Below are 18,650 nucleotides of genomic sequence, written 5' to 3' on the forward strand. Positions count from 1 at the left end.
CGCACGCCATGAGTGAAGCCGTGGGACAAGCAGCGGAGCACGATGCGCACGCCCTGCATGTGCTGCTCGCGAAAATGCCGGCGGTCGAGCGCGTGATTGCCTCGGAGCAAGCGCAGCCGCTGATCGCTCAGTACGGACGCACCCAGGTGATCGACGCGATTCGCGCCACGCAGGACGGCTGGCGTCGCGATGTGCGAGCTGGCGTTCTGGCGCATGAAAACAAGGATGCCGAACCATTTTCATTGGAGCGCGTGATCGAGGCGACCACGCAACGGTTGGCCGAACGCGCGCAAAGCCGCCTGCGTTCCGTCTTCAATCTCACGGGCACGGTGCTGCACACGAATCTCGGCCGCGCGCTGCTGCCCGACGAGGCCGTGAAAGCGGTGGTGCAGGCGCTCACGCAACCCGCAAACCTCGAATTCGATCTCGCGAGCGGCAAGCGCGGCGACCGCGACGACCTGATCGACTCGCTGATCTGCGAACTGACGGGGGCAGAAGCCGCGACCGTCGTGAACAACAACGCGGCGGCCGTGTTGCTGCTGTTGAGCGCACTCGCCAATCGGAAGGAGGTCGTCGTTTCGCGCGGCGAACTGGTCGAGATCGGCGGGGCATTTCGCATTCCCGACATCATGAGCCGGGCGGGCGCACGCTTGCGCGAGATCGGCACGACGAACCGAACGCATCTCAAGGATTACGAAGCGGCGATCAACGCGCACACCGCGCTCCTGATGAAAGTCCATTGCAGCAACTACGCGATCAGTGGCTTTACAAAGAGTGTCGAACTCGATGAACTCGCGCCGCTAGCGCGTCAGCACGGCCTGCCCGTAGCGGTCGATCTGGGCAGTGGGACGCTCGTCGATCTCGCGCAGTGGGGCTTGCCGGCCGAGCCCACGGTGCGCGCGACCGTGGAAGCGGGCGCGGACCTCGTGACCTTCAGCGGCGACAAGCTGCTGGGCGGCCCGCAGGCGGGACTGATCGTCGGCCGCAAGGAATTGATTGCGAAGATCAAGAAGCACCCGCTCAAGCGCGCGTTGCGGGTCGGCAAGCTCACGCTCGCTGCGCTCGAGCCCGTATTGCGGCTCTATCGAGCGCCCGAATTCCTGCAGGAACGGCTCACTACGCTGCGCCTGCTCACGCGGCCCGCCCTGCAAATGCAAGAGGCCGCGCAGCGCGCGCTGCCCCCGTTTCAGCGCGCCATAGGCGAAGCGTATGCGGCGAGCGTCGAGCCGATGTTCAGCCAGATCGGTAGCGGCGCACTGCCCGTAGACGTGCTGCCGAGCAGCGGGCTCGTCGTGCGCCATGCGGGGAAGGGCGGCAGTGGCCGTGCGCTGCTCAGGCTCGAACGCGCCTTGCGCGAACTGCCGCGTCCCGTGATCGGCCGTATTGCCGACGACGCCCTGCGCCTGGACCTGCGCTGCCTCGAACCCGCGGACGAAGCGGCGTTCGTGGCGCAACTCGCGGAGCTGCGTCTGTGATCGTCGGCACGGCGGGGCACATCGACCACGGCAAGACCACGCTGGTCCGCGCGTTGACCGGCGTCGATACCGACCGCCTGAAAGAAGAGAAGGCGCGCGGCATTTCGATCGAACTGGGTTATGCGTACCTGCCGCTCGCCAACGGCGACGTGCTGGGCTTCATCGACGTGCCCGGCCATGAGAAGCTCGTCCATACGATGGCGGCGGGTGCGTGCGGCATCGACTTGGCGCTGCTCGTGATTGCGGCCGACGACGGCGTGATGCCGCAAACGCGCGAGCATCTCGCCATTCTGCAACTGCTGGGCGTGCAGCAAGGCGCCATCGCGCTGACCAGGGGCGATCGCGTGGATGCGGCGCAGCTCGACGCCGTGCGTGCCGAAATCGCCGCGTGGCTCGCTGACACGATGCTTGCGGACGCACCCGTATTCGAGACCAATGCCACGCAGCCGCATGACGAAGGCGTGGCGCGCCTCGACGCCTGGTTGCGCGAGCGCGCGAGTACATGGCGGGCGCGACGAGACGATGGACTCTTTCGCCTCGCCGTGGATCGCGTATTTACGCTGACGGGCCAGGGGACGGTGGTGACGGGGACCGTATTCGCCGGGCGCGTACAGGCGGGCGACGCGCTCGTGCTCGCACCTGCCGGCACGCCTGTGCGCGTGCGTGGCCTGCATGCGCAGAACCGAGCGGTACAGGCGGGCGATTCAGGCCACGCCGGCCAGCGTTGCGCGCTCAATCTCGCGGGCATCGACAAAGAGCAGATTGAGCGCGGGGACTGGATCGTCGATGCGCGGCTGGCCGAGCCGGCCGTGCGTCTCGACGTCGAACTGCAGTTGCTCGACGACGCGGGTATCACGTTGCAGCACTGGTCGCCGCTGCATGTGCATCTCGGCACGACGCATCGCGTGGCGAACGTTGCGTTGCTCGAAGGCGAAACGCTCGCGCCGGGCGCGGCTGCCCGAGTGCAGCTCGTCTTCGAAGCGCCGTTGCACGCGTTGCCGGGGGACCGCTTCATTGTCCGCAACGCGCAGGCAAACCACACCATAGGTGGCGGGCGTGTGCTCGATCCATTCGGTCCGTCGCGGCGGCGCCGGACGCCAGAACGGCGTGCCTGGCTCGACGCGTTGCGCACATGGCTCGACGAAGCGAGCCTGGCGCCGCTGATCGAAGAAGCGCCGCGTGGCATTGCGCGCGCGACGTTGACGCAGTTGACCGGTTACGACGACGCTGCGCTCGCTTTGCCCGCCGATGCGATTTCCATCGCACCGCAAGGACGCGACGACGAAGGCGCGGTGATCGCACACGCGCACTGGTCGAGGCTCACCGAACGCATTGTCGAGGCGCTCGCCGAGTTTCATGCGCGCTCGCCCGATGAGCAGGGGCCGGACGCGGCACGGTTGCGCCGCATGGCGGCGCCGCTCGTGAGCGATGCGGTGTGGCGCGCCGCGATCGAAGCGCTCGAGCGCGAGGGGCGCGTGGCACGCAGCGGGCCGTGGCTGCATCTGCCGTCACACGCGGTGACGCTCGACGCCGAAGACGAAGCGCTCGCCGCGCGCCTCATGCCGCTGCTCGCACAAGGGCGTTTCGATCCGCCGTGGGTGCGGGATCTCGCACGTGAGACGCGGCAGCCGGAAGAGAAGGTGCGTGCGCTGCTGCGTAAGCTTGCGCGCCTGGGTATGGTGTATCAGGTCGTGCGCGATCTCTTTTACGATCGCGACATGGTGCAGACGCTCGCGCGTGCCGTCGCACAGATTGCCGCGGAGCAGGGCGGTGCGGTCAACGCCGCGGCGTTTCGCGACGCCACGGCATTGGGCCGCAAACGTGCGATCCAGATTCTGGAGTACTTCGACCGCGTTGGATATACTCGCTTTCAGCGCGATACGCATCTGCTACGGCACGATAGCCGGATGCGCGAATGGTTGTAGGCACATCGATATGTGCGTGTGGTTGCAGGTGATTGGGTTTCACGAAGGAAGGCATTCGTATCCGGTGGTACGGCCGGGCTTCAAACCCGGTTGGGGGCGTCAGCCGCTCCCGGGTCAGTTCGACTCTGGCTGCCTTCCGCCATATGGGCCTTACGGCCTGGTCCGATCTCTCTTTGTAGAGTTCATCAATTAATGTCGTTTACGACAAGAATTGGTTGTCCTTGTTGTGACCCGATTTTTCGAAGGAGGTTTATCCGGGGCGTCCTCGGCAACCTTAACGGCCGCTGATAACCGCGACGCTCTAGTCTGAAACTTTGAAGTCTCAGACCTGTTGAATTTTCTTCCCGTTCTTTGAGACACTAGCGACGAAACTCTATCTCTCGTTGGCTGTACGTGCTGTGAGCGTAGTTCCTGATAGCATTGCCAATAGTTGTTAAAGTTGGCTTCCTCCCGTTCAAATTTTTGCCTGTGTCTGTCCTCCCGTCCAATTTTAACTATCCGCGCGACGATATCTGGCGCCAGTTTGCGCAAACGGTCCTTATTTACATCAAGAAGCCTGCAGGTTTGATTGAGATTTTTCGCCATCCCCGAACTCTCGAGATTCCTAAGGTCCGTGAGCAAAGCTTCTGACGATTCGACAATGCGGAAATGCCGCCGGCAATTTAATCTTTTGAAATCGAAGCTCAAATCAACGATCCTTTTTAAAGGCACTTTTCTTCCTAGAAGAATGTCAGAAATGTTGCAGTCGAAAGCACTAGCAATACGCGCAACTAAAGGAAGCGAAGGCTTGGTCACGCCATGCTTCCACCGATAAAATAATTTGCCGCACCGTAGGTAACTAAATAGCTTGCTTATTTTCCCGTCGAACAGTGTAATTGCTGCGTGCTGCAGAAATTCGCAAATCGGAGCACCATTTGCGAATGCTTCCGGATCTTCATGGATCTCATCCAGTAGGTCAGCGATCAAACGCGCCTTTTGGACTTGTTGACTACTGGCCTGTCGAACTTCGTGATTTGCTAGGCTGCTGCCATCAAGGCGAGAAATTCCCGGTAGCCAGAACGTGAACCGAATGCGCTTTGATGGTTCAGGGGCGGTCTCAAGAAGAGTACGATGCAAAGGGCAGGCTTCGACACAATCGATCGACCAAAGCAATCGATTGTATTTTGGGCGACCCTGAATTTCATCATCACAATAGCAGGATGGACAGAAACGCTCTTTTCTGCACAAAAGTTTGGTGCGTCCAATCAGGCCGCGTAGTGGAAGGAGCGTTCTCAGAATCAGGTCAGTGCGCAGGGTAAGCTTTTCCAGGACGTCGACCCACGTAGCCGCTCCTCCGGTCACGCCGTTCATAACGGTAGCGTATTGGTTAAAGTTCGGTGTGCATACTTCTTGATTTTCGAATAACGGTCTGATTCGCCAAGCAAACGAATGTGGGAATATGCCGTGGCAAGCGCACAATCTACGGAAGTAGCTTACTAGATCTTCGTAGCTTTCGCCGCTCTCTCCTTCAGGGGTTAAGCCAAAGCACGCAGACCGCGGCGGAGCATCATCTGGCCACCCGCTGGGAATACTCACCAATTGGACAGAAGCTTTCATCGAGCTCGATTTCGATTTAACCTATTTCTCTCGGCTTTCTCTGCACCTAACAATGCCCGAATCTCCGTTTCTGTCGCGTATTTGACACGCTGCTGATTTTGAAGATATGGCTGGATTTGCTCTTCGCCGCGTAGAGTTTCCATCGCAATCTCTTTTTGCGCCTTTATGGAGGGCATATATTTCACAAGGAAATCATCGCTCCACTTTGGATGCTTTTCTCTTGAGCATCGTGCAGCCGCCTTCTGTAATACCTCTACCGATGAACCGGGAATTCCGAGATTTCCATCGAATAGGTAATGAACACTGTGTTCCAAATCTATTTCAAATCGATATGGCATCTGCAACGCAACTGATTTCATGAACGTTGCATACTCTTTGTAATCTTCGGTGGAATCTGTGTAGCGCTGGTAGTGCAGAATAATTATGCGACGCGCTAGCTGGCCGCTTGCGTGAATTATCTCTTCACTTCCATATGCGCCGAGTAGCAGTAGATCAAAATTTGATCTGTTTGAAAGCGATTTCAGAAGATTTCCGTAGTGCTCGGGAGGTGTTGACGATGCTAAAAAATGAATTACCTCATCCAGAATAAGATGTCGAAGATCTCGTCCGACTATGGCTTTTTCGAGCATTATCCGACTTTTTTCCGTGTAGTCGACAGTATCAGAAAGACTTTTGGGAGTGGCAAAACCATCCAGAACGCTTGGCGATAGTAACGCCGAACAGATCCGTGCGAAAAATAGGCCGAAGTCTATCTCCTGTTTCTTGTCTGGCGAGTCGACTTCCACCATCACAGCCGGGATGATGGCTGGGTCCTCTTGAATCAAATACGAATACTTTTCGAGAGTTTTTCTTAGTAATTTCCTGCCAAGAGATGATTTTCCGACTCCAGTAGGTCCTACAATCACGACGATGGTGAGACCTGAATCCTCTTCCATAAGCGGTTGTACGTCATCTAGAACCCTATCCAAATTTCTATGAGGAATTGTGAGGTTTAACTGATATATCTTCCTGTCACGGGGCGAGCCCGCGATGGCCTGCTCTCTAGTAATCACGATGCTTGTCTCCCATGGTCGATAGCGTGATCTGACGTTTTCAGAAATGCTGATGACGTTTCAATCCAAGTTGGAAAGGCGACGTTGCTGAAATACCTCCGGATGCGAGTATGTACGATTTAATGCAATCCGCTGTGCAGTGGAAAATTATTTCGATAGAGCGACATGAGACATCGAAGATTTCGCAGTGTCTCCTGAGCATCCATCGCGTAGCGGATGCTGGATCATATCGAAACGTACACTTAGTTTGGTTGTCTAGCTGGAAGGTTTGCATAATCGATTTTGAATTTCGAAGGAGATGGATATTCATATCCTTCGTCATGCTTATCAATGACGGTCGTGGAGTGCGTAGAGTTGGTGGATGCTACGTCGTGATCTTCACACGTGCGCGTGGCAGGGGGGGAAACGGAGGTGAGTCCCGCCGGGCCGTAGAGCATTCTCGTTGCGGCGGTGGCTTCAGCTACTGGCGGAAGAATATTATCGGCAAATACATCGTCAAGAACCGATTGCAAATTTTCACCGGGAGAAGCTTTGAGCCGCAGGCGGACCTCATACAGAGCATAACGCAACTCGATTGATGTAAGGTTGCGATAGCGAAGCAGTAAATGCGAGACGCACTTTACCCAATGTTTATTTACGATCGCATATGCCACACTGACATCCCACATATCGACATAGATATCAATTTTTCTTTTTTTGTGGCGTGCCGCTGCAAATTCATCGGCCCAATACCAGATGGGGCGTATTAGCACTCCCATACTTGAATTTATCGTATATGGATTTCTGGGTGCTGGAATGAGAGTTTGGAGCATGAATTGTGTGTCATATGGGCGAAGCCTTGTTAGACGTCTCCCTGTTTCTATGAACCGCTTATGCATATATAGTTCTGGTGTATGGTCATGGGCTGGATGGATCTTTTCACGGTTATATTCGACAAAGAAAAAGTAGTCGAGAAGACCGTGTAACTCGACGAAGGTGAGGTGGTCAGCATTCATCGGGTCTACCGAGCGTGTTATTGTCCGGACGTGTTTAGTCGCCTTCGTGTTGCCCCTTAGATTGTGAATCAGTTCTGTGTTGGTAAGGCCGAAAAGGCGCTCAAGCACGCCGCCGAATCGTGACTGATGGGCTGGGCGATAATCGATGGTGATATCGTTGAGGTCACAAAATCTATCAAAAGCCTTCGCGTGAAATTCTTTACCGTTATCGCAAACAATAAAATCGGGAACGCGCTTGTGTCGCGCGACCATTGCTCTAATAACCATCATGCAGCTCACCGTACTTGGCGGGTGAGCTGCGAGATAGAAAGCCAGAACAGCCCGTGACTCCGCGTCCATTGCGACGGTGAGCCACGCGCGTAGTTTGTAGACGCGTCCCCCTCTCCCTCGTGTTTTGACTACGACATCAAGCTTGGTGTGGTCTATATGGACTCGGTGGAATGGACGCCCGCCGTGAATTTTGTCGTGGCGATGCAGATACCATACTGCGGGCTCTTTATTGTAGGCAAAGCGGGGGCCGCGTCTCGCATGTATATCGCGGAACTCCACGGATCGTCGATAGAACGTACTTTTGGAGCAAGGCCTCAGATTTCGCTCTTTGCAGAGATTCTTGAATGCTTCGTAGCTATTAGACTGGAGCGGATTTGTTGGCGTGTTGCCGCCGAGGGCGACCTCCCGAATTATGTCGATTACTTCCTGCGTGAGTTGAGGCCCCCGTCCTCCACGACGCTTCGGAATCAAAGCAAGCTTCTGAAGCGGTCGGGAATCTCCGGCTTCCCGTCTCAACTTTCTCCAACGCTGAATAGTTCTCTTGGTAAATGCATGAGGAACGTCGATTTCGTCAAGTAATTCCAGCAATTCGAACCTGCGATTGCCCTCTTGAATTCTCTCATCGCTAATCGGGTCATTCTCCGCCAGCAGCTGATCCGTGGTTTTAGGTGTTGAGAGCAGCCGAACATCCCCGCAATACATGAGCAATTGGAATTGTTGCTCTGATTCTTGTTCAAACACGTTTGCCGCTGAGTTCCGAAAGAGGACTTTACCTTCGGGCAATCCGGTGACCGTGTACACATCAGGCCGACCGCGAAACATGAACTCGGTTCCAATCTCGACTGTCATCTCGAAATGGGTCGAAACTGCATGAGGTGGCGGACGACGCCATTGGACAAGTGCTAACTGTTCTCGAGTCAGACAGACAACAACGTCGTGAGGATCGGAGAGGTCGACGTATTCCAGATCGACAAAGGTCTTCTGGTCGGCGATAGCCTTCCAGACATCGTCCCTTCGAAATCGACCCGGTGGTGCTTCAGTAACGATATCCTCATTCCATGGCGTATCGTCTTCGTATGCCTCATGATTTAACGCGGCTAAACTCGCCGCACCGTGACGCTTCCTGAGGAATTTTTCGATGGCAGACATCGCATCATCCGTAATGGGTCGCGAATCGTCCGTCAGGAAGGCAGAGAGATGCTCCAGGTTCACCGCGAATTGGTCGTTATGCTCTGCGGAGGAGCGAAGGCAAAAGGTGATACCCAGTTCTTTAAAGTATTCCTCTCGCTCCGGGCAGTGCCATGTGCCATCAATTTTGTAGAAGCGATCGGGGGACTTCTTTGCCAACTTGATGAGTTCGGCCTCTGTCTTCCATTCCTCGACAAAGGCACCATAGTCGGTCAGGCGTAGAAGATCCGGTGTGTAGGGAACGTCATATTGATATTCCGTTTCCTTTCGGCCGTGACGTGAAGTCCGGCGAATCGTTCGCGTGATTCTGACCAGAACTGGCTGGCAGCATAATTCGCGAGTGAATCCATCAAAATCGGCCTTTAACACAGCGGGAAATTCAACCCGTCTGCTCTCTGTCCCGATACGGACTCCCATCTTCTTTGACGTGTAACGGGACCTAACGTTTCCACCTATACCTGGAAACTTTCTCGTGGGTGCTTCCCGTAGGGATCGCAGGATGTATGTCTGTCCGGCAGCGGGGATTCCCCAATCTTGCAAAGCCTTCGATCGCTCTTCATCAGTGAATCGTTTTGCGGATCCGAGGTGGCAGCTTTCCATCCATTGCTTCTCGCTTTGCTTCCAGACGGAAATTGGCTCGAGGGTGATCGGCAACTCAATCCTCATACTGCGCTCCAGTCAATAGTGGCTTTGGATCTGCTTCTAGTCAAGACCAGCTCAAAGATAGCCACCATTGAGAAATATTCGAGGGTTATGACAATCCGAATGTCGATTGTCTTTGGATGATGTGGACGATAGCGTGGGACTGTCTGGCTATCGACCACGGGAAGGTTCATCGCAATTGATGATCTCAAGCGCGCGTGCACATGAGTAGGTGTCCGAAGTACATCGATAACGATATTTTCATTTCGCCGATCAAGGATGAATCGTTTGACTTCCCACCGGCAAGTGCTCCAGATCGCATACTCGCCTGACAGATCTGATACTTGGCTACAGCGATAAACCTAACAGTTCCCATGAAAACGGCAACTCGCCGCGGTGTAACCGCGCAGCGAGATGTCATGTTGGAACCATTCAGTTGGAGGAAATGGTGTATTGTTGGTGCTAGTGGACTACACTCCGCGCAGGAGATTGGACATGGCCGCGTACCCGTTTCCGACCCCGGTCTGGGACACCTCTGGCAAGAGGTCGATTTTCCACGAGCAACTTGGTCGCGCTGCGACAATGGCTTGGGCTACAGCAGCGATTTATATCCTTGATGAAAGCGCTTCTGCCATTAGCAAGCGCCTTGCGGCACCAGATAGCGCACCAGGTTCCAATAGCAAGTACCTCTATCAGCTGAAGAGTGGAAAACATGTCCTGAGTTCGAAGGGCGGTGGCCGTTATGGTTACAACTGGCTGGCCGCGGTCGCGGAGCGTCCGCGTGGCGATCGGGTGACACGCTTCTACTACGAGCCATGGGAGCTTATGGAGCGCGAAATTTCTCTGGACCGTGTTTCCGAGTTGCTTCACGCGACAGTGCTTTCCCTGTGCGGTCCGAACTCGGTCTGCTTTTTCTACGTTGCCGAGGAGGGTTTTCCGTCCACTCCTGCATGGTGGCGCAAGCGAAGCTCACTGCACGACGAAATTCGCGCACTTGACGCAGGTGTTAAGAGTGCTATGAGTGCCGTCAAAGGGTGCAGCGACGCAGAATTTGACCGCTTCGTCGCGTTCTGGTGCTTATATCGAGAGGCGATGTTGCGCCGCGAACTCAAGAGAGCCGTTTATTATCGGCTAGCCGTCGTTGATGCAGGTAAGAAGATCGCCAGCCATCCGGTTTTTTCTCAAGTGTTTGCTAACGAATACGACCGACTCTTCAAGCAAGTCCTTGAAGAAGACGGGTTGCCCCCGATAAGGGATATCTATCTGCGAAAAGTTCGTGGATTCGCCGAGCGAAATGTTCTCCCGTTTTTTGGGTCTGCCAGAGATAGTGCGCGGATGGGATTGCGAGCGATCCTTAAGCAGGTCCTTAAGAAAGCGAGAAGTCGGGGTTAATACCTGCACTGTTGCGTGTTGGTTCGTTTGATTCGGCTCGCTGGCCGAATCGCTCATTTCTTTCGCTTGAGGACGTCCAGCGAGGCTTGGATTGGTTGAGAACTATGACACCCCCCCCACGGGAGAAAGGCGGTTTGGTCTCGCTCTGTCTGCCTCTTAGGAAGCCGTGGCCGTCGAATGCCGCTTCGTCGCCAAGCAGTTCGATCTAGGCGCGCCTCTCGGGGTGCGTATCAGATTGCTAGTCCGTGATCGGCCGATGAACAGCCGTTCGTCGAGAGCGCTTTTACCACATCCGATCGTCTCTTCTGCTTCCGATAAGCAATCATTCAAAGCGATCGAAAACAACGTGTCTGGCGTGCGGGAGCGCCGAGCGGTATGCGGTTGTAGAAATGAAGAGAAAGGATGTGCGCACAACGCAATGAGTGGTCTGATGGCGATCGAACAGAAACGCTCCTCCTTAGGAGGAAGCCTAAAAAGGGTGATTCGGTATCGCAGCCGCTCTTGCTTTTCTCGCTGCACGCCGCTCATCTGCATAAGTTAGTCGGATTCCCTGTTCTTGGAGTTTTTTCACGATCTTCCTACGTGAAGGGTAGGTGCCGCTGTCTCTTAGCGCGAGGCGTGATTCCTGATATGCGTGGTCCTTCGCGTCTTTCCGTTCCTGGGAAGTTCGCTGCTGATGGAGACGGCCAGCGATGACGAGTGCCTCGTTTTTCTCTGGGAAGTTTTCCCGAAGGAATTTCGGCGATACGTCAAGGTGTCTTGCCGCGTCTATAGCATTCGAATTGGGGTTGAACATCAGAAAGGTTGCGAGGGACGCGAGCAGTTCTTCACGAGGCACCTTATAGCCTACGCGTCGTGCGAGGTCGAATAGGCGACGGCAAAATTTTCTTCCATGATGTAGTCGAATACCAACTGTATTTGCAGATAATATGTCGACGATAGTGCAATCAAAAGCATACGAGAGTCGCGTAACAAACGCCAGACTCGGTAGAATTGCATCGTTCATCCAACCATGAATTTGCGACTTTGATATTCCAAGGTGGCGCGCGAGAGCAGCGGAATTTCCATCAAAAAAATTATGAGTTACATAAGATAAAAAATCTGGAAGAGATGATTTCGTATATGTTTCAATCGATAGGTAATCAATTAATCCAGATACTTTTTTGGAGGCTTCTATCTCGTAATTTGAAGCTCGTTCGCTGGCGACGTTTGCAAGGCTGGTCCCATCAATTCTTGACGTACCCGGAACCGTGAAGGAAAAGGGGCGATGCCCTTTAAATGGAGGCTCAACAATTAGTCGGCATAGATGTAACGGGCATGCCGTAACACATCGTATTGTCCACAGCAGGCGATCATACTTTTCACGTCCAGCTCTTTCGTCCTCCGCGTAGCATAGCGGGCAAAATCGGTTCTTCGAGTCGAGAAGCTGGTAAGAAGATACTAGGTTTTTAAGAGAAGACAGGGTTAATAGTTGCAGGTCGGAGCGGGAAGTTAGGTCATTCAATACAGCAATCCAGCGAGCTGCGCTCGCGCTCATCCCGCACAAGTTTTTCCGGTAGCACTCGTCGGCTGTGAAATCCGCTGAGATTAGTGTTGGGATCCCCATCGGTGGAACTATTACGTAATATGCAAGGGAGCGGGGCAGTAGCCCATGTGCGTTTGCTGTACGTCTGAAAAAACTCATAACGCTTTCGCGCGTTGCTCCGTCAATACCATATGGTGTAGCTCCAAATAGTTGTGAGCGAATAGGGAAATCTTCTGGCCAGCTTGCCGGCCGTCGAGATCCTGAGGGAGCTTGCGAGGTCAAGGAGTACTCGATAGCAATCGGGGAGAATTCACGATGCTGCCATTGCGATGAGATGCCTTTCGCGACGCATTTTATTCTCTGCGAGCGCTACTTCTGGGTGGTTGTGCGTGAAACTATGCGATGGAGTGCTTGAACGGCTCTTGGGTCGGCTAATCCAATTTGTGGTTCGAGAAGCAGCGTAAGTCGCAGGAAGCACTTGGGGTATCGGGAATCTGCGTGGTCAAGTATGAGAACCTGTTCCGCGGAGTTCTTCGCGGCATCGGTTGCTAGCTCGATCCGATGAGGAGTAGCTGGGTAAAAGCTGGCATGCTGAAGGATAGTCCCATCAACCCGTGATGAAAGGGAACTCGGAAGGTGGCGCAAACTCTCTTCAAATCCAACTTTGTATGTCCACCACGTATTAAGGACTAGACGTAAGTCGTTGAAGTCTGCGACGACTTCTGCGAGTACATTGCTGCTCTCAAAGAGACGATGCCGCGGTGCGTACAGAAATGGGTGGTTGTTTTTGTCGAACTGGACTGCGTTAGGATGTAGCACGCCGTCGAAATTTAGAAAGAGCACCATCTTTCTACTACTCCTACTCGTATCGCATTCGAGGCTTAGGCGATAGCCCAAAGAAGGTCGCATCGATGAGGCACCATCGATGTACTTATCCGCATACAGCGTGAGCCAGCGCGTAACTCCCTAAAAGGCGCGGCATAAGGGTTCGGGTCATACAGATGCGGCAGCGAGACGTATCCATCTTTCTTCGACGCAGCAATAGCTGCCCAACGTTTGATAGTGTTAGATCCTGTTTTCGCGATATAAGTCTCATATATGAGATTATAGGAGCCTATTCGAGAGAGGCAAGGAATAATCCGCCTTTTTGCAGGGGTAAGGGCGGATGGACTGGTATGAGGTGGCTAGAAACGTACTTCGCGCCGAACTTGTTCGGCACGGGGTTAGCTATCGACAACTCGCCCTGTTACTTGCTGGCATCGGAGTCAGCGAGACTGAACGATCTATCGCGAACAAGCTGTCTAGAGGTAGCTTTAGCTTCGCGTTTTACCTGCAGTGCATGAAGGCATTGGGTCGAACGGATTTTCGCGTGGACCTCACGGACGTAACCTAACCCCGACTTCAGCTTCTGCGTGGGCTTTATCACTTTGGCAGCACCCCGAGTGTGGCGCCGCGGGGGGCCGACAGGTTGTAGGTGTGGTGTAGGTGAGCAGGCGAGTCCCTGGCCGTGGTTGCGTTACTTCTTGTGCTGCCAGCGTTCCCCATCGTCATGCACTAGTTATCTGGAAATTTCGCTCGCCGCAGCTTGCTGATCTCATATATGGGACTATAATGCCGTATGCGAGACTTTTTTGCGGGGTTGAGCTAACCCGCGTGTCGTGCGGCTAGCGATGGAGGGTGCGATGACGACGCCTGTTGAACGGACCCGCTCGGTGTACGGGACTAGACAGTTACTTGCGATACTTGCTGCTCATACCGGCCCGTTTAATCACCGCCTTGTCCGTACCCTGGCCATTCAACTCTTGCGGCACTTCCCGTCAGACGCCGACATTACGCTATCGAGCAATTCACTTCCGGCGCTGTGGGGAACGTTGAGGGAGGATTACTCTCAATCGCCGACGTCCAGATTCGATGCGCCGGTGACCAAGAAATCGCTTCACAGTTCTCGCAATTCCCAGAGTCGCTGATGGGGAGGTGTGTCGGATGCTGCGAGTCACCGTGGAGTTGCTACCCTGTGGAAGTGAACGCGCAAAGCGTGTCATCGCATCGGCGGACATTGCGCGGCTGGGCGACGGCGCACTTGGGGACTATAGGGTGATCTTGCAAGAAGCGTCGCTTGGTGTGGTCGGCGAGCCTGCATTCGTCCGAGATTATCCGCGATGGGCGAGCAGTGTATGGGATATCACTGCGCGCTGCGTCGCGGCTGCCCTCAATCATGGTCGCGAAGAACTTCCACCGCGACCTGCGAAACCCGAAGTGACGGTCCGGACGAACGATGCAGGCCAACATTACGTGCGGCTGGACGAGATCCCGGAGCCCACTCGAACATTCTTTGATCAGAACCTGAGCGGTTCGTCCATTCCCGATCACGGCTGCGCCTATGCGCACGATTGGTTCGACTTTCTTGACGGCCAACGCTGACGAGATGAGCCGCACCAGCCGGCCGCCTGACCAGCGTAGGGCACTGTTTACCGCCAACATAGTCTGTGATCCTGACGATTCGATTGAAGGCGGAGCCGTCTGGGCGATCGCTCGTGCCGCATGAGAACGGCGGGAGGTGAGTTTCCGGTACCGGACGAGATGAGGAATGGGATGGGAGATGCATGTGAAGAATCGTGGCCCGGCGAGCCCGACCGCGACCCCGAGCGCGTGTTGATGCGCATCCGGGCGCGGCTCGAAAGCGGTCAGCCAGCCGGACAAATGGATCCAGTCGGTCTGGAGGCACGGATCGTCCATGCGTACGAGGATGCTACGGACGTGTTTGAAAATCCCGTGCTCGGGATTCGATGGCTGCTGACGCCTAACCGGGCACTGGGAATGGCCAGACCGGTCGACTTGCTGTCCGCCGAAAATGGGGCGGACCGTGTCCAAACGACTCTCGCACGCATCCGTCATGGGATCTGCGTCTAACCCCGTTATTGAGCACGGACTTCATCACGGAGCGGGAGATGGAGAAAACGCAACGAGACGATAGGACAAAGGCGGAGGCCGGACCCTTGCGTGCCGGGATGGAGGCGATGGCGGCACAAGCGGTGCTCAACGGCACGAATTGGTTGACGGCACAGACGGTGGGTAAGCGGGAGAGCGCGGGAGTGATTCCGGAGGCAGCGGACCGGTGGCAGGACGAGGGTAGGGTGTTTGCCATTAAGTGGGCTGGTGAGACCTTGTATCCCAGCTACGTCTTTGATGTGCTGGGAAATCCGATTCCTGAAGTGGTGGAGATCCTGAAGGTGTTCAAGGGATACACGCCTCTTCGGATCGCCTCATGGTTTGAGTCGACGAACAGCATATTGCACGGTAAGCGCCCGCGCGAAGTCATGACGTCGGCACCTTCTGCTGTGCTGGAGGCTGCGAGGGATCATGTGGCAGGGGCGGTGCATGGTTAGTCCGCAGCACAAGTTGCTGAAGACTTAGATCGGCAGCGGCAATGAGCGCTTGCTCACCTGCTCGATCATTTCCAACTGGACCGGCACGCACTCGCTGCCAATTTCGGCATAGGAGGTTCCGCATGGCCCAGCTGAATAAGCGTCTCCGCCGCCTGGAAATCATGCAGGCCGTGTTGGAGTTGGGCGAATGGCTGACCGCAGCGCAGATCAACGCGCGGCAAAAGAGGCCGCCTTGCAGAAGGTCGCAACCAGCAAGCAACTGGAAGCGGCGGGGCCGCATCTACAGCGTGACGGTCAGTGGTCGGGCGTAGTTTTCGGCCTACCAGTTTGATACTACTTGCGAGCCGCCGCTCCTCATTCGCGACATTCTCGCGGAGCTCGGCCCGGTCACCGATAGCTGGAAGACTGCAGCATGGTTTTATTTTCCGAACGGTTGAATCAGTGACGAACAGGTGCAGGCGGTTGTGCCAAAGGATGCGCTGGATCGGCCCCGGGAAGTCATCACAGCGGCCAGACGTAGTAACGGGAGCTATGTCGCATGAGCACCGTGATGCTCGAAGCAGAAATGTGTGTCCGTACGAGCATCCATTGGACTGCGGTAGGCGCAGGAATCGTGTTGCCATCGACCAGGTGTCGGAGACCATTTAGGGCATGCCGCGCATCATGTCGCCCACCGCATTGAATCAGATCCGCAAGCCATACCCTCTTGCCCTCGACCTCGCGACACTGGGCCGCTCGATTCGTCTTAAGCGGCTGGAATGCGGTCTCGACCTTCAGGACGCAGCGGACATCATTAACATCGACGGCGCGGCCTTGAAGAGCCTCGAGGACGGGAAGCCGGTCGATACGTTTTGCCTGTTCAAGGTGCTGGAAGGCTTGGGCCTCACGATGCTTGTCATGCCTCCAGCCGATGCCGAAAACGCGCTTGATTTCCTCGGGCAAACAGTCAACTGGGGGCAGTTGACGGAAGCCAATTCCTCACCGAGGAATCGTCAGGCACGCGGTCCGGTGTCTATGCCGCTGGATCCGGAGAAGCTCACGCCCACGCTGTTCGTCGACTTCGATGGGACCTTGCACGTCGGCACCGCGTATATCGACGACCGCGGGGACATAACGCTCGACTCCGGGCGACCGTTGCTCGAATTCGCTCCATTGCTCGAGGAGCTACTAGTTGGGTATCCGAAGATCGAGATCGTGCTTACGACTTCGTGGCTTACGAAAATGCCAGTGCAGAAGGTGATCGATGCGCTACCGGCAGCGTTGCGTCGTCGGGTTGTCGGAACCACAGGAGACGTCAAACCTCGATGGAGTTACCTGCTCGCCGGCACCGAGCGAACCGATGTCATCATCCGCTATGCAGCCGGCAAGCGCCTGAGAAACTGGCTGGCGATTGACGATGCGGTGTTCGGAATTGAGCGAGCAGGTTTCGGAGCACCGGGTGAGCTCGTCGAGCACTTCGTCCTGCTTGACCCGGCCATCGGTATCAACGATCGCGACGTGCTATCGCGCATCGCCAAGTGGCTTGCCGATGTTCACGCAAAGATCCTGGAGGATATGCCGTGATATCCCAAAAACGGTGGGCAGTTTAGGTTCAAGAGGCTTCTGATAGCAGCGGCGACGGCGTGCTTCAGCTACCCGCCACCATATGGACCGAACTAGAGGCCGAGGGCTGGGAAGTTGGCGACGTACTCGAAATTGACACGACCGGCCCCGGCCGAGCGGTAATCCGAAACAAGTATGCCGAATGCCGCCGGCTTGGAATGGAAAGCAGAGGCGAGGCTCGCGCGCGATGACATCAGGTTCTCCACTGACACACCTGGTGCAGGATCATCGGCAATGCCTTGCTCGCGTTGCTTGAGCATGTGCGGGAAAAATTTGCAGTGCTCGGCTAGGCGTTGTCATCGTCCCCGCCCGATCCATTATGCCGGTCGCAAAACTGGGCGATGCCATTAACAAGCGAAGGCAAGTCATGGGTATCAAAAGTACGATCCGGTTCCAGCCGAAGGAAGGCGATCTGCCGGGCTGGCAGCTTTATACCGAGCTGTTCGAGCCTGAGGACGCCGTGTATCTGGAGCTTGAGGTCGTCCAGAGCGATCTGGCGATGATCGGGAGCCCGTTGGGTCAGTCGGCCGGGACTTTACTGATTCGCCTGCCCGCGTTGACCGCTGCGGCAACTGGGCCTCGTGGGGCCGGGGTGAACAAGAGACTCGTCGCGCGCGACGCAATAGCCAGGACTCTCGCTGTCCGGGTTACTGGTCCAGTCCAGACGGCGGCGTAACTATTGGGACGATCCCGTAGATGCAGCGATTTGCATATCCCGCAGCCGAGCGCCCCAGGGCGACTCCACCGCCCGCGCATATGGGCGGGCGCATCCTCTATCTCGACTTTGATGGCGTACTGCATCCGGAGGACGTTTGGAGACGGCCAGGAACTGGTCCGTATGTCGCCACTCCGCCTGGCCACGTAGTTCTCGAACACGCCCGCCTGCTTGCTGACTTGCTTGCCCCGTACCCGGACGTGCGGATCGTGCTCTCGACCAACTGGGTCATCGTCTATGGCAGCGTCCGCAAGGTCGCGCACAGGCTGCCGGATGGCCTGCGCGCGCGTGTCATCGGCGCGACGTTCCATCGTGACATGGACGCGTCGCTCTTCCGGGCAATGCCCCGCGGCTTGCAGGTCTGTGCAGACGTCATTCGGCGTCGGCCAGAAGCGTGGCTTTCACTCGATGACGACGGTCATGGGTGGCCGGATTGGGCAAAGGGTCATCTCGTGCTCACGGATCCGGTGCTCGGCATTGCGGTGCCAGCGGCCATTGCCGGGCTGAAGGCGGGACTGGCCGGAATGGCTACCGAAGACGCACGACACCCTGTATGAGAGTCATGCGAATTCCGTTGCGAACTCAGCGATAGAGAGGAACAGATGCGTGACGAACTGCAGAAAAGGTTGCGCGATCGCTATCCGCTTATTTTCCGCTCAGCTCTCCCGCCTCGTGACCCGTGCGGCCCGGCGCCGGATCCATTCCCGGTCTGGGGATTCGAGTGCGGCGATGGCTGGTTCGACCTGTTGGATGCGCTAGCTGCGCGGCGACAATCATTTTGGCCGGTATAGCGACAGAGGTTTTGGCTGGTGGGGAGAACTCGGAGGCGGCGTAGCCGCCGGAGGGTTCTCCCCACCAGCGGCGCCGAGTCGGCCGGGTTCTACGAT

18 protein-coding genes and 1 tRNA gene are annotated in these 18,650 nt (G+C 56.1%); 13 read left to right on the plus strand and 6 right to left on the minus strand.

The window, feature by feature from the left end:
* The first annotated feature begins 8 nt into the window (after positions 1 to 8).
* The 3 genes from selA to AB4Y36_RS34785 all read left to right on the plus strand — a co-directional run bounded on the left by selA (position 9) and on the right by AB4Y36_RS34785 (position 3,542).
* Positions 9 to 1,475, plus strand: a complete 1,467-nt coding sequence (selA, locus tag AB4Y36_RS34775) for an L-seryl-tRNA(Sec) selenium transferase (RefSeq protein ID WP_368685380.1) — start codon at positions 9 to 11, stop codon at positions 1,473 to 1,475.
* Positions 1,472 to 3,400: a selenocysteine-specific translation elongation factor gene (gene selB / locus AB4Y36_RS34780; RefSeq protein ID WP_368685381.1), complete on the plus strand. Its 1,929-nt coding sequence runs from the start codon at positions 1,472 to 1,474 to the stop codon at positions 3,398 to 3,400. The genes selA and selB overlap by 4 nt, the downstream gene beginning before the upstream one ends.
* A gap of 46 nt (positions 3,401 to 3,446) precedes the next feature.
* Positions 3,447 to 3,542 (plus strand) — tRNA-Sec (locus AB4Y36_RS34785).
* Positions 3,543 to 3,589: 47 nt separating this feature from the next.
* Here AB4Y36_RS34785 and AB4Y36_RS34790 read toward each other — a convergent pair.
* The 3 genes from AB4Y36_RS34790 to AB4Y36_RS34800 form a co-directional block, all read right to left on the minus strand.
* Positions 3,590 to 4,996 carry a TniQ family protein gene (locus tag AB4Y36_RS34790; protein WP_368685382.1) on the minus strand — a complete coding sequence of 469 codons (1,407 nt, stop codon included), beginning with the start codon at positions 4,994 to 4,996 and terminating at the stop codon, positions 3,590 to 3,592.
* A complete protein-coding gene (locus AB4Y36_RS34795; protein WP_368685383.1) occupies positions 4,993 to 6,048 on the minus strand; it encodes a TniB family NTP-binding protein in 1,056 nt (351 codons plus the stop codon). Before AB4Y36_RS34795 ends, AB4Y36_RS34790 begins: the two co-directional genes overlap by 4 nt.
* A gap of 242 nt (positions 6,049 to 6,290) precedes the next feature.
* The gene (locus AB4Y36_RS34800; RefSeq protein ID WP_368685384.1) at positions 6,291 to 9,167 is read right to left on the minus strand and encodes a DDE-type integrase/transposase/recombinase; all 2,877 of its coding nucleotides are present in this window, start codon (positions 9,165 to 9,167) and stop codon (positions 6,291 to 6,293) included.
* A gap of 471 nt (positions 9,168 to 9,638) precedes the next feature.
* On the opposite strand from AB4Y36_RS34800, the gene AB4Y36_RS34805 reads away from it, so the two are divergent.
* Positions 9,639 to 10,535: a hypothetical protein gene (locus tag AB4Y36_RS34805; protein WP_368685385.1), complete on the plus strand. Its 897-nt coding sequence runs from the start codon at positions 9,639 to 9,641 to the stop codon at positions 10,533 to 10,535.
* Positions 10,536 to 11,004: 469 nt separating this feature from the next.
* On the opposite strand, the gene AB4Y36_RS34810 is transcribed toward AB4Y36_RS34805, so the two are convergent.
* Both AB4Y36_RS34810 and AB4Y36_RS34815 read right to left on the minus strand, forming a co-directional pair.
* The gene (locus AB4Y36_RS34810; protein WP_368685386.1) at positions 11,005 to 12,342 is read right to left on the minus strand and encodes a TniQ family protein; all 1,338 of its coding nucleotides are present in this window, start codon (positions 12,340 to 12,342) and stop codon (positions 11,005 to 11,007) included.
* Between the two features lie 87 nt (positions 12,343 to 12,429).
* Complete coding sequence (locus tag AB4Y36_RS34815) at positions 12,430 to 12,969, minus strand: HAD domain-containing protein (protein ID WP_368685387.1); 540 nt, start codon at positions 12,967 to 12,969, stop codon at positions 12,430 to 12,432.
* A 256-nt stretch (positions 12,970 to 13,225) separates the two neighbouring features.
* Here AB4Y36_RS34815 and AB4Y36_RS34820 point away from each other — a divergent pair, with 256 nt between their 5' ends.
* The 7 genes from AB4Y36_RS34820 (at position 13,226) to AB4Y36_RS34850 (ending at position 17,009) form a co-directional block, all read left to right on the plus strand.
* The gene (locus AB4Y36_RS34820) at positions 13,226 to 13,453 is read left to right on the plus strand and encodes a DUF6471 domain-containing protein (RefSeq protein ID WP_368612582.1); all 228 of its coding nucleotides are present in this window, start codon (positions 13,226 to 13,228) and stop codon (positions 13,451 to 13,453) included.
* Positions 13,454 to 13,742: 289 nt separating this feature from the next.
* Positions 13,743 to 14,027, plus strand: coding sequence for a BPSL0761 family protein (locus AB4Y36_RS34825; RefSeq protein WP_368685388.1), 285 nt, complete (start codon positions 13,743 to 13,745; stop codon positions 14,025 to 14,027).
* 16 nt (positions 14,028 to 14,043) lie between these two features.
* On the plus strand, positions 14,044 to 14,481 hold the full coding sequence (locus tag AB4Y36_RS34830) for a hypothetical protein (protein ID WP_368685389.1): 438 nt from the start codon (positions 14,044 to 14,046) through the stop codon (positions 14,479 to 14,481).
* A 279-nt stretch (positions 14,482 to 14,760) separates the two neighbouring features.
* Positions 14,761 to 14,970 carry an antitoxin Xre/MbcA/ParS toxin-binding domain-containing protein gene (locus AB4Y36_RS34835; RefSeq protein ID WP_368685397.1) on the plus strand — a complete coding sequence of 70 codons (210 nt, stop codon included), beginning with the start codon at positions 14,761 to 14,763 and terminating at the stop codon, positions 14,968 to 14,970.
* 38 nt (positions 14,971 to 15,008) lie between these two features.
* Positions 15,009 to 15,446, plus strand: a complete 438-nt coding sequence (locus AB4Y36_RS34840) for a hypothetical protein (RefSeq protein ID WP_368685390.1) — start codon at positions 15,009 to 15,011, stop codon at positions 15,444 to 15,446.
* Between the two features lie 122 nt (positions 15,447 to 15,568).
* On the plus strand, positions 15,569 to 15,757 hold the full coding sequence (locus AB4Y36_RS34845) for a hypothetical protein (RefSeq protein WP_368685391.1): 189 nt from the start codon (positions 15,569 to 15,571) through the stop codon (positions 15,755 to 15,757).
* A 340-nt stretch (positions 15,758 to 16,097) separates the two neighbouring features.
* Entirely contained in the window at positions 16,098 to 17,009 is a 912-nt protein-coding gene (locus AB4Y36_RS34850) for an HAD domain-containing protein (protein ID WP_368685392.1), read from the plus strand.
* 92 nt (positions 17,010 to 17,101) lie between these two features.
* Here the strand turns inward: AB4Y36_RS34850 and AB4Y36_RS34855 are convergent, their stop codons facing one another.
* Positions 17,102 to 17,308, minus strand: a complete 207-nt coding sequence (locus AB4Y36_RS34855; protein ID WP_368685393.1) for a hypothetical protein — start codon at positions 17,306 to 17,308, stop codon at positions 17,102 to 17,104.
* Positions 17,309 to 17,367: 59 nt separating this feature from the next.
* Here AB4Y36_RS34855 and AB4Y36_RS34860 point away from each other — a divergent pair, with 59 nt between their 5' ends.
* Both AB4Y36_RS34860 and AB4Y36_RS34865 read left to right on the plus strand, forming a co-directional pair.
* Positions 17,368 to 17,724, plus strand: coding sequence for a hypothetical protein (locus AB4Y36_RS34860; RefSeq protein WP_368685394.1), 357 nt, complete (start codon positions 17,368 to 17,370; stop codon positions 17,722 to 17,724).
* A gap of 80 nt (positions 17,725 to 17,804) precedes the next feature.
* Complete coding sequence (locus AB4Y36_RS34865) at positions 17,805 to 18,320, plus strand: HAD domain-containing protein (protein WP_368685395.1); 516 nt, start codon at positions 17,805 to 17,807, stop codon at positions 18,318 to 18,320.
* Positions 18,321 to 18,650: the final 330 nt, after the last annotated feature.

Origin of the sequence: Paraburkholderia sp. BR10936, from assembly GCF_040965735.1 — a bacterium.
In the GTDB taxonomy this organism is placed as follows: Bacteria; Pseudomonadota; Gammaproteobacteria; order Burkholderiales; family Burkholderiaceae; genus Paraburkholderia; species Paraburkholderia nodosa_A.

Bases quoted from the DNA above. Each gene is read 5' to 3' on its own strand.
- AB4Y36_RS34790 (WP_368685382.1), bottom strand. From the start codon at position 4,996: ATGAAAGCTTCTGTCCAATTGGTGAGTATTCCCAGCGGGTGGCCAGAT.
- AB4Y36_RS34800 (WP_368685384.1), bottom strand. From the start codon at position 9,167: ATGAGGATTGAGTTGCCGATCACCCTCGAGCCAATTTCCGTCTGGAAG.
- AB4Y36_RS34840 (WP_368685390.1), top strand. From the start codon at position 15,009: ATGGAGAAAACGCAACGAGACGATAGGACAAAGGCGGAGGCCGGACCC.
- AB4Y36_RS34860 (WP_368685394.1), top strand. From the start codon at position 17,368: ATGCCGGTCGCAAAACTGGGCGATGCCATTAACAAGCGAAGGCAAGTC.
- AB4Y36_RS34805 (WP_368685385.1), top strand. From the start codon at position 9,639: ATGGCCGCGTACCCGTTTCCGACCCCGGTCTGGGACACCTCTGGCAAG.
- AB4Y36_RS34830 (WP_368685389.1), top strand. From the start codon at position 14,044: ATGCTGCGAGTCACCGTGGAGTTGCTACCCTGTGGAAGTGAACGCGCA.
- AB4Y36_RS34835 (WP_368685397.1), top strand. From the start codon at position 14,761: ATGGATCCAGTCGGTCTGGAGGCACGGATCGTCCATGCGTACGAGGAT.
- AB4Y36_RS34850 (WP_368685392.1), top strand. From the start codon at position 16,098: ATGCCGCGCATCATGTCGCCCACCGCATTGAATCAGATCCGCAAGCCA.
- AB4Y36_RS34820 (WP_368612582.1), top strand. From the start codon at position 13,226: ATGGACTGGTATGAGGTGGCTAGAAACGTACTTCGCGCCGAACTTGTT.
- selA (WP_368685380.1), top strand. From the start codon at position 9: ATGAGTGAAGCCGTGGGACAAGCAGCGGAGCACGATGCGCACGCCCTG.
- AB4Y36_RS34865 (WP_368685395.1), top strand. From the start codon at position 17,805: ATGGGCGGGCGCATCCTCTATCTCGACTTTGATGGCGTACTGCATCCG.
- AB4Y36_RS34815 (WP_368685387.1), bottom strand. From the start codon at position 12,969: ATGCGACCTTCTTTGGGCTATCGCCTAAGCCTCGAATGCGATACGAGT.
- AB4Y36_RS34855 (WP_368685393.1), bottom strand. From the start codon at position 17,308: ATGCTCAAGCAACGCGAGCAAGGCATTGCCGATGATCCTGCACCAGGT.
- AB4Y36_RS34845 (WP_368685391.1), top strand. From the start codon at position 15,569: ATGGCCCAGCTGAATAAGCGTCTCCGCCGCCTGGAAATCATGCAGGCC.
- AB4Y36_RS34825 (WP_368685388.1), top strand. From the start codon at position 13,743: ATGACGACGCCTGTTGAACGGACCCGCTCGGTGTACGGGACTAGACAG.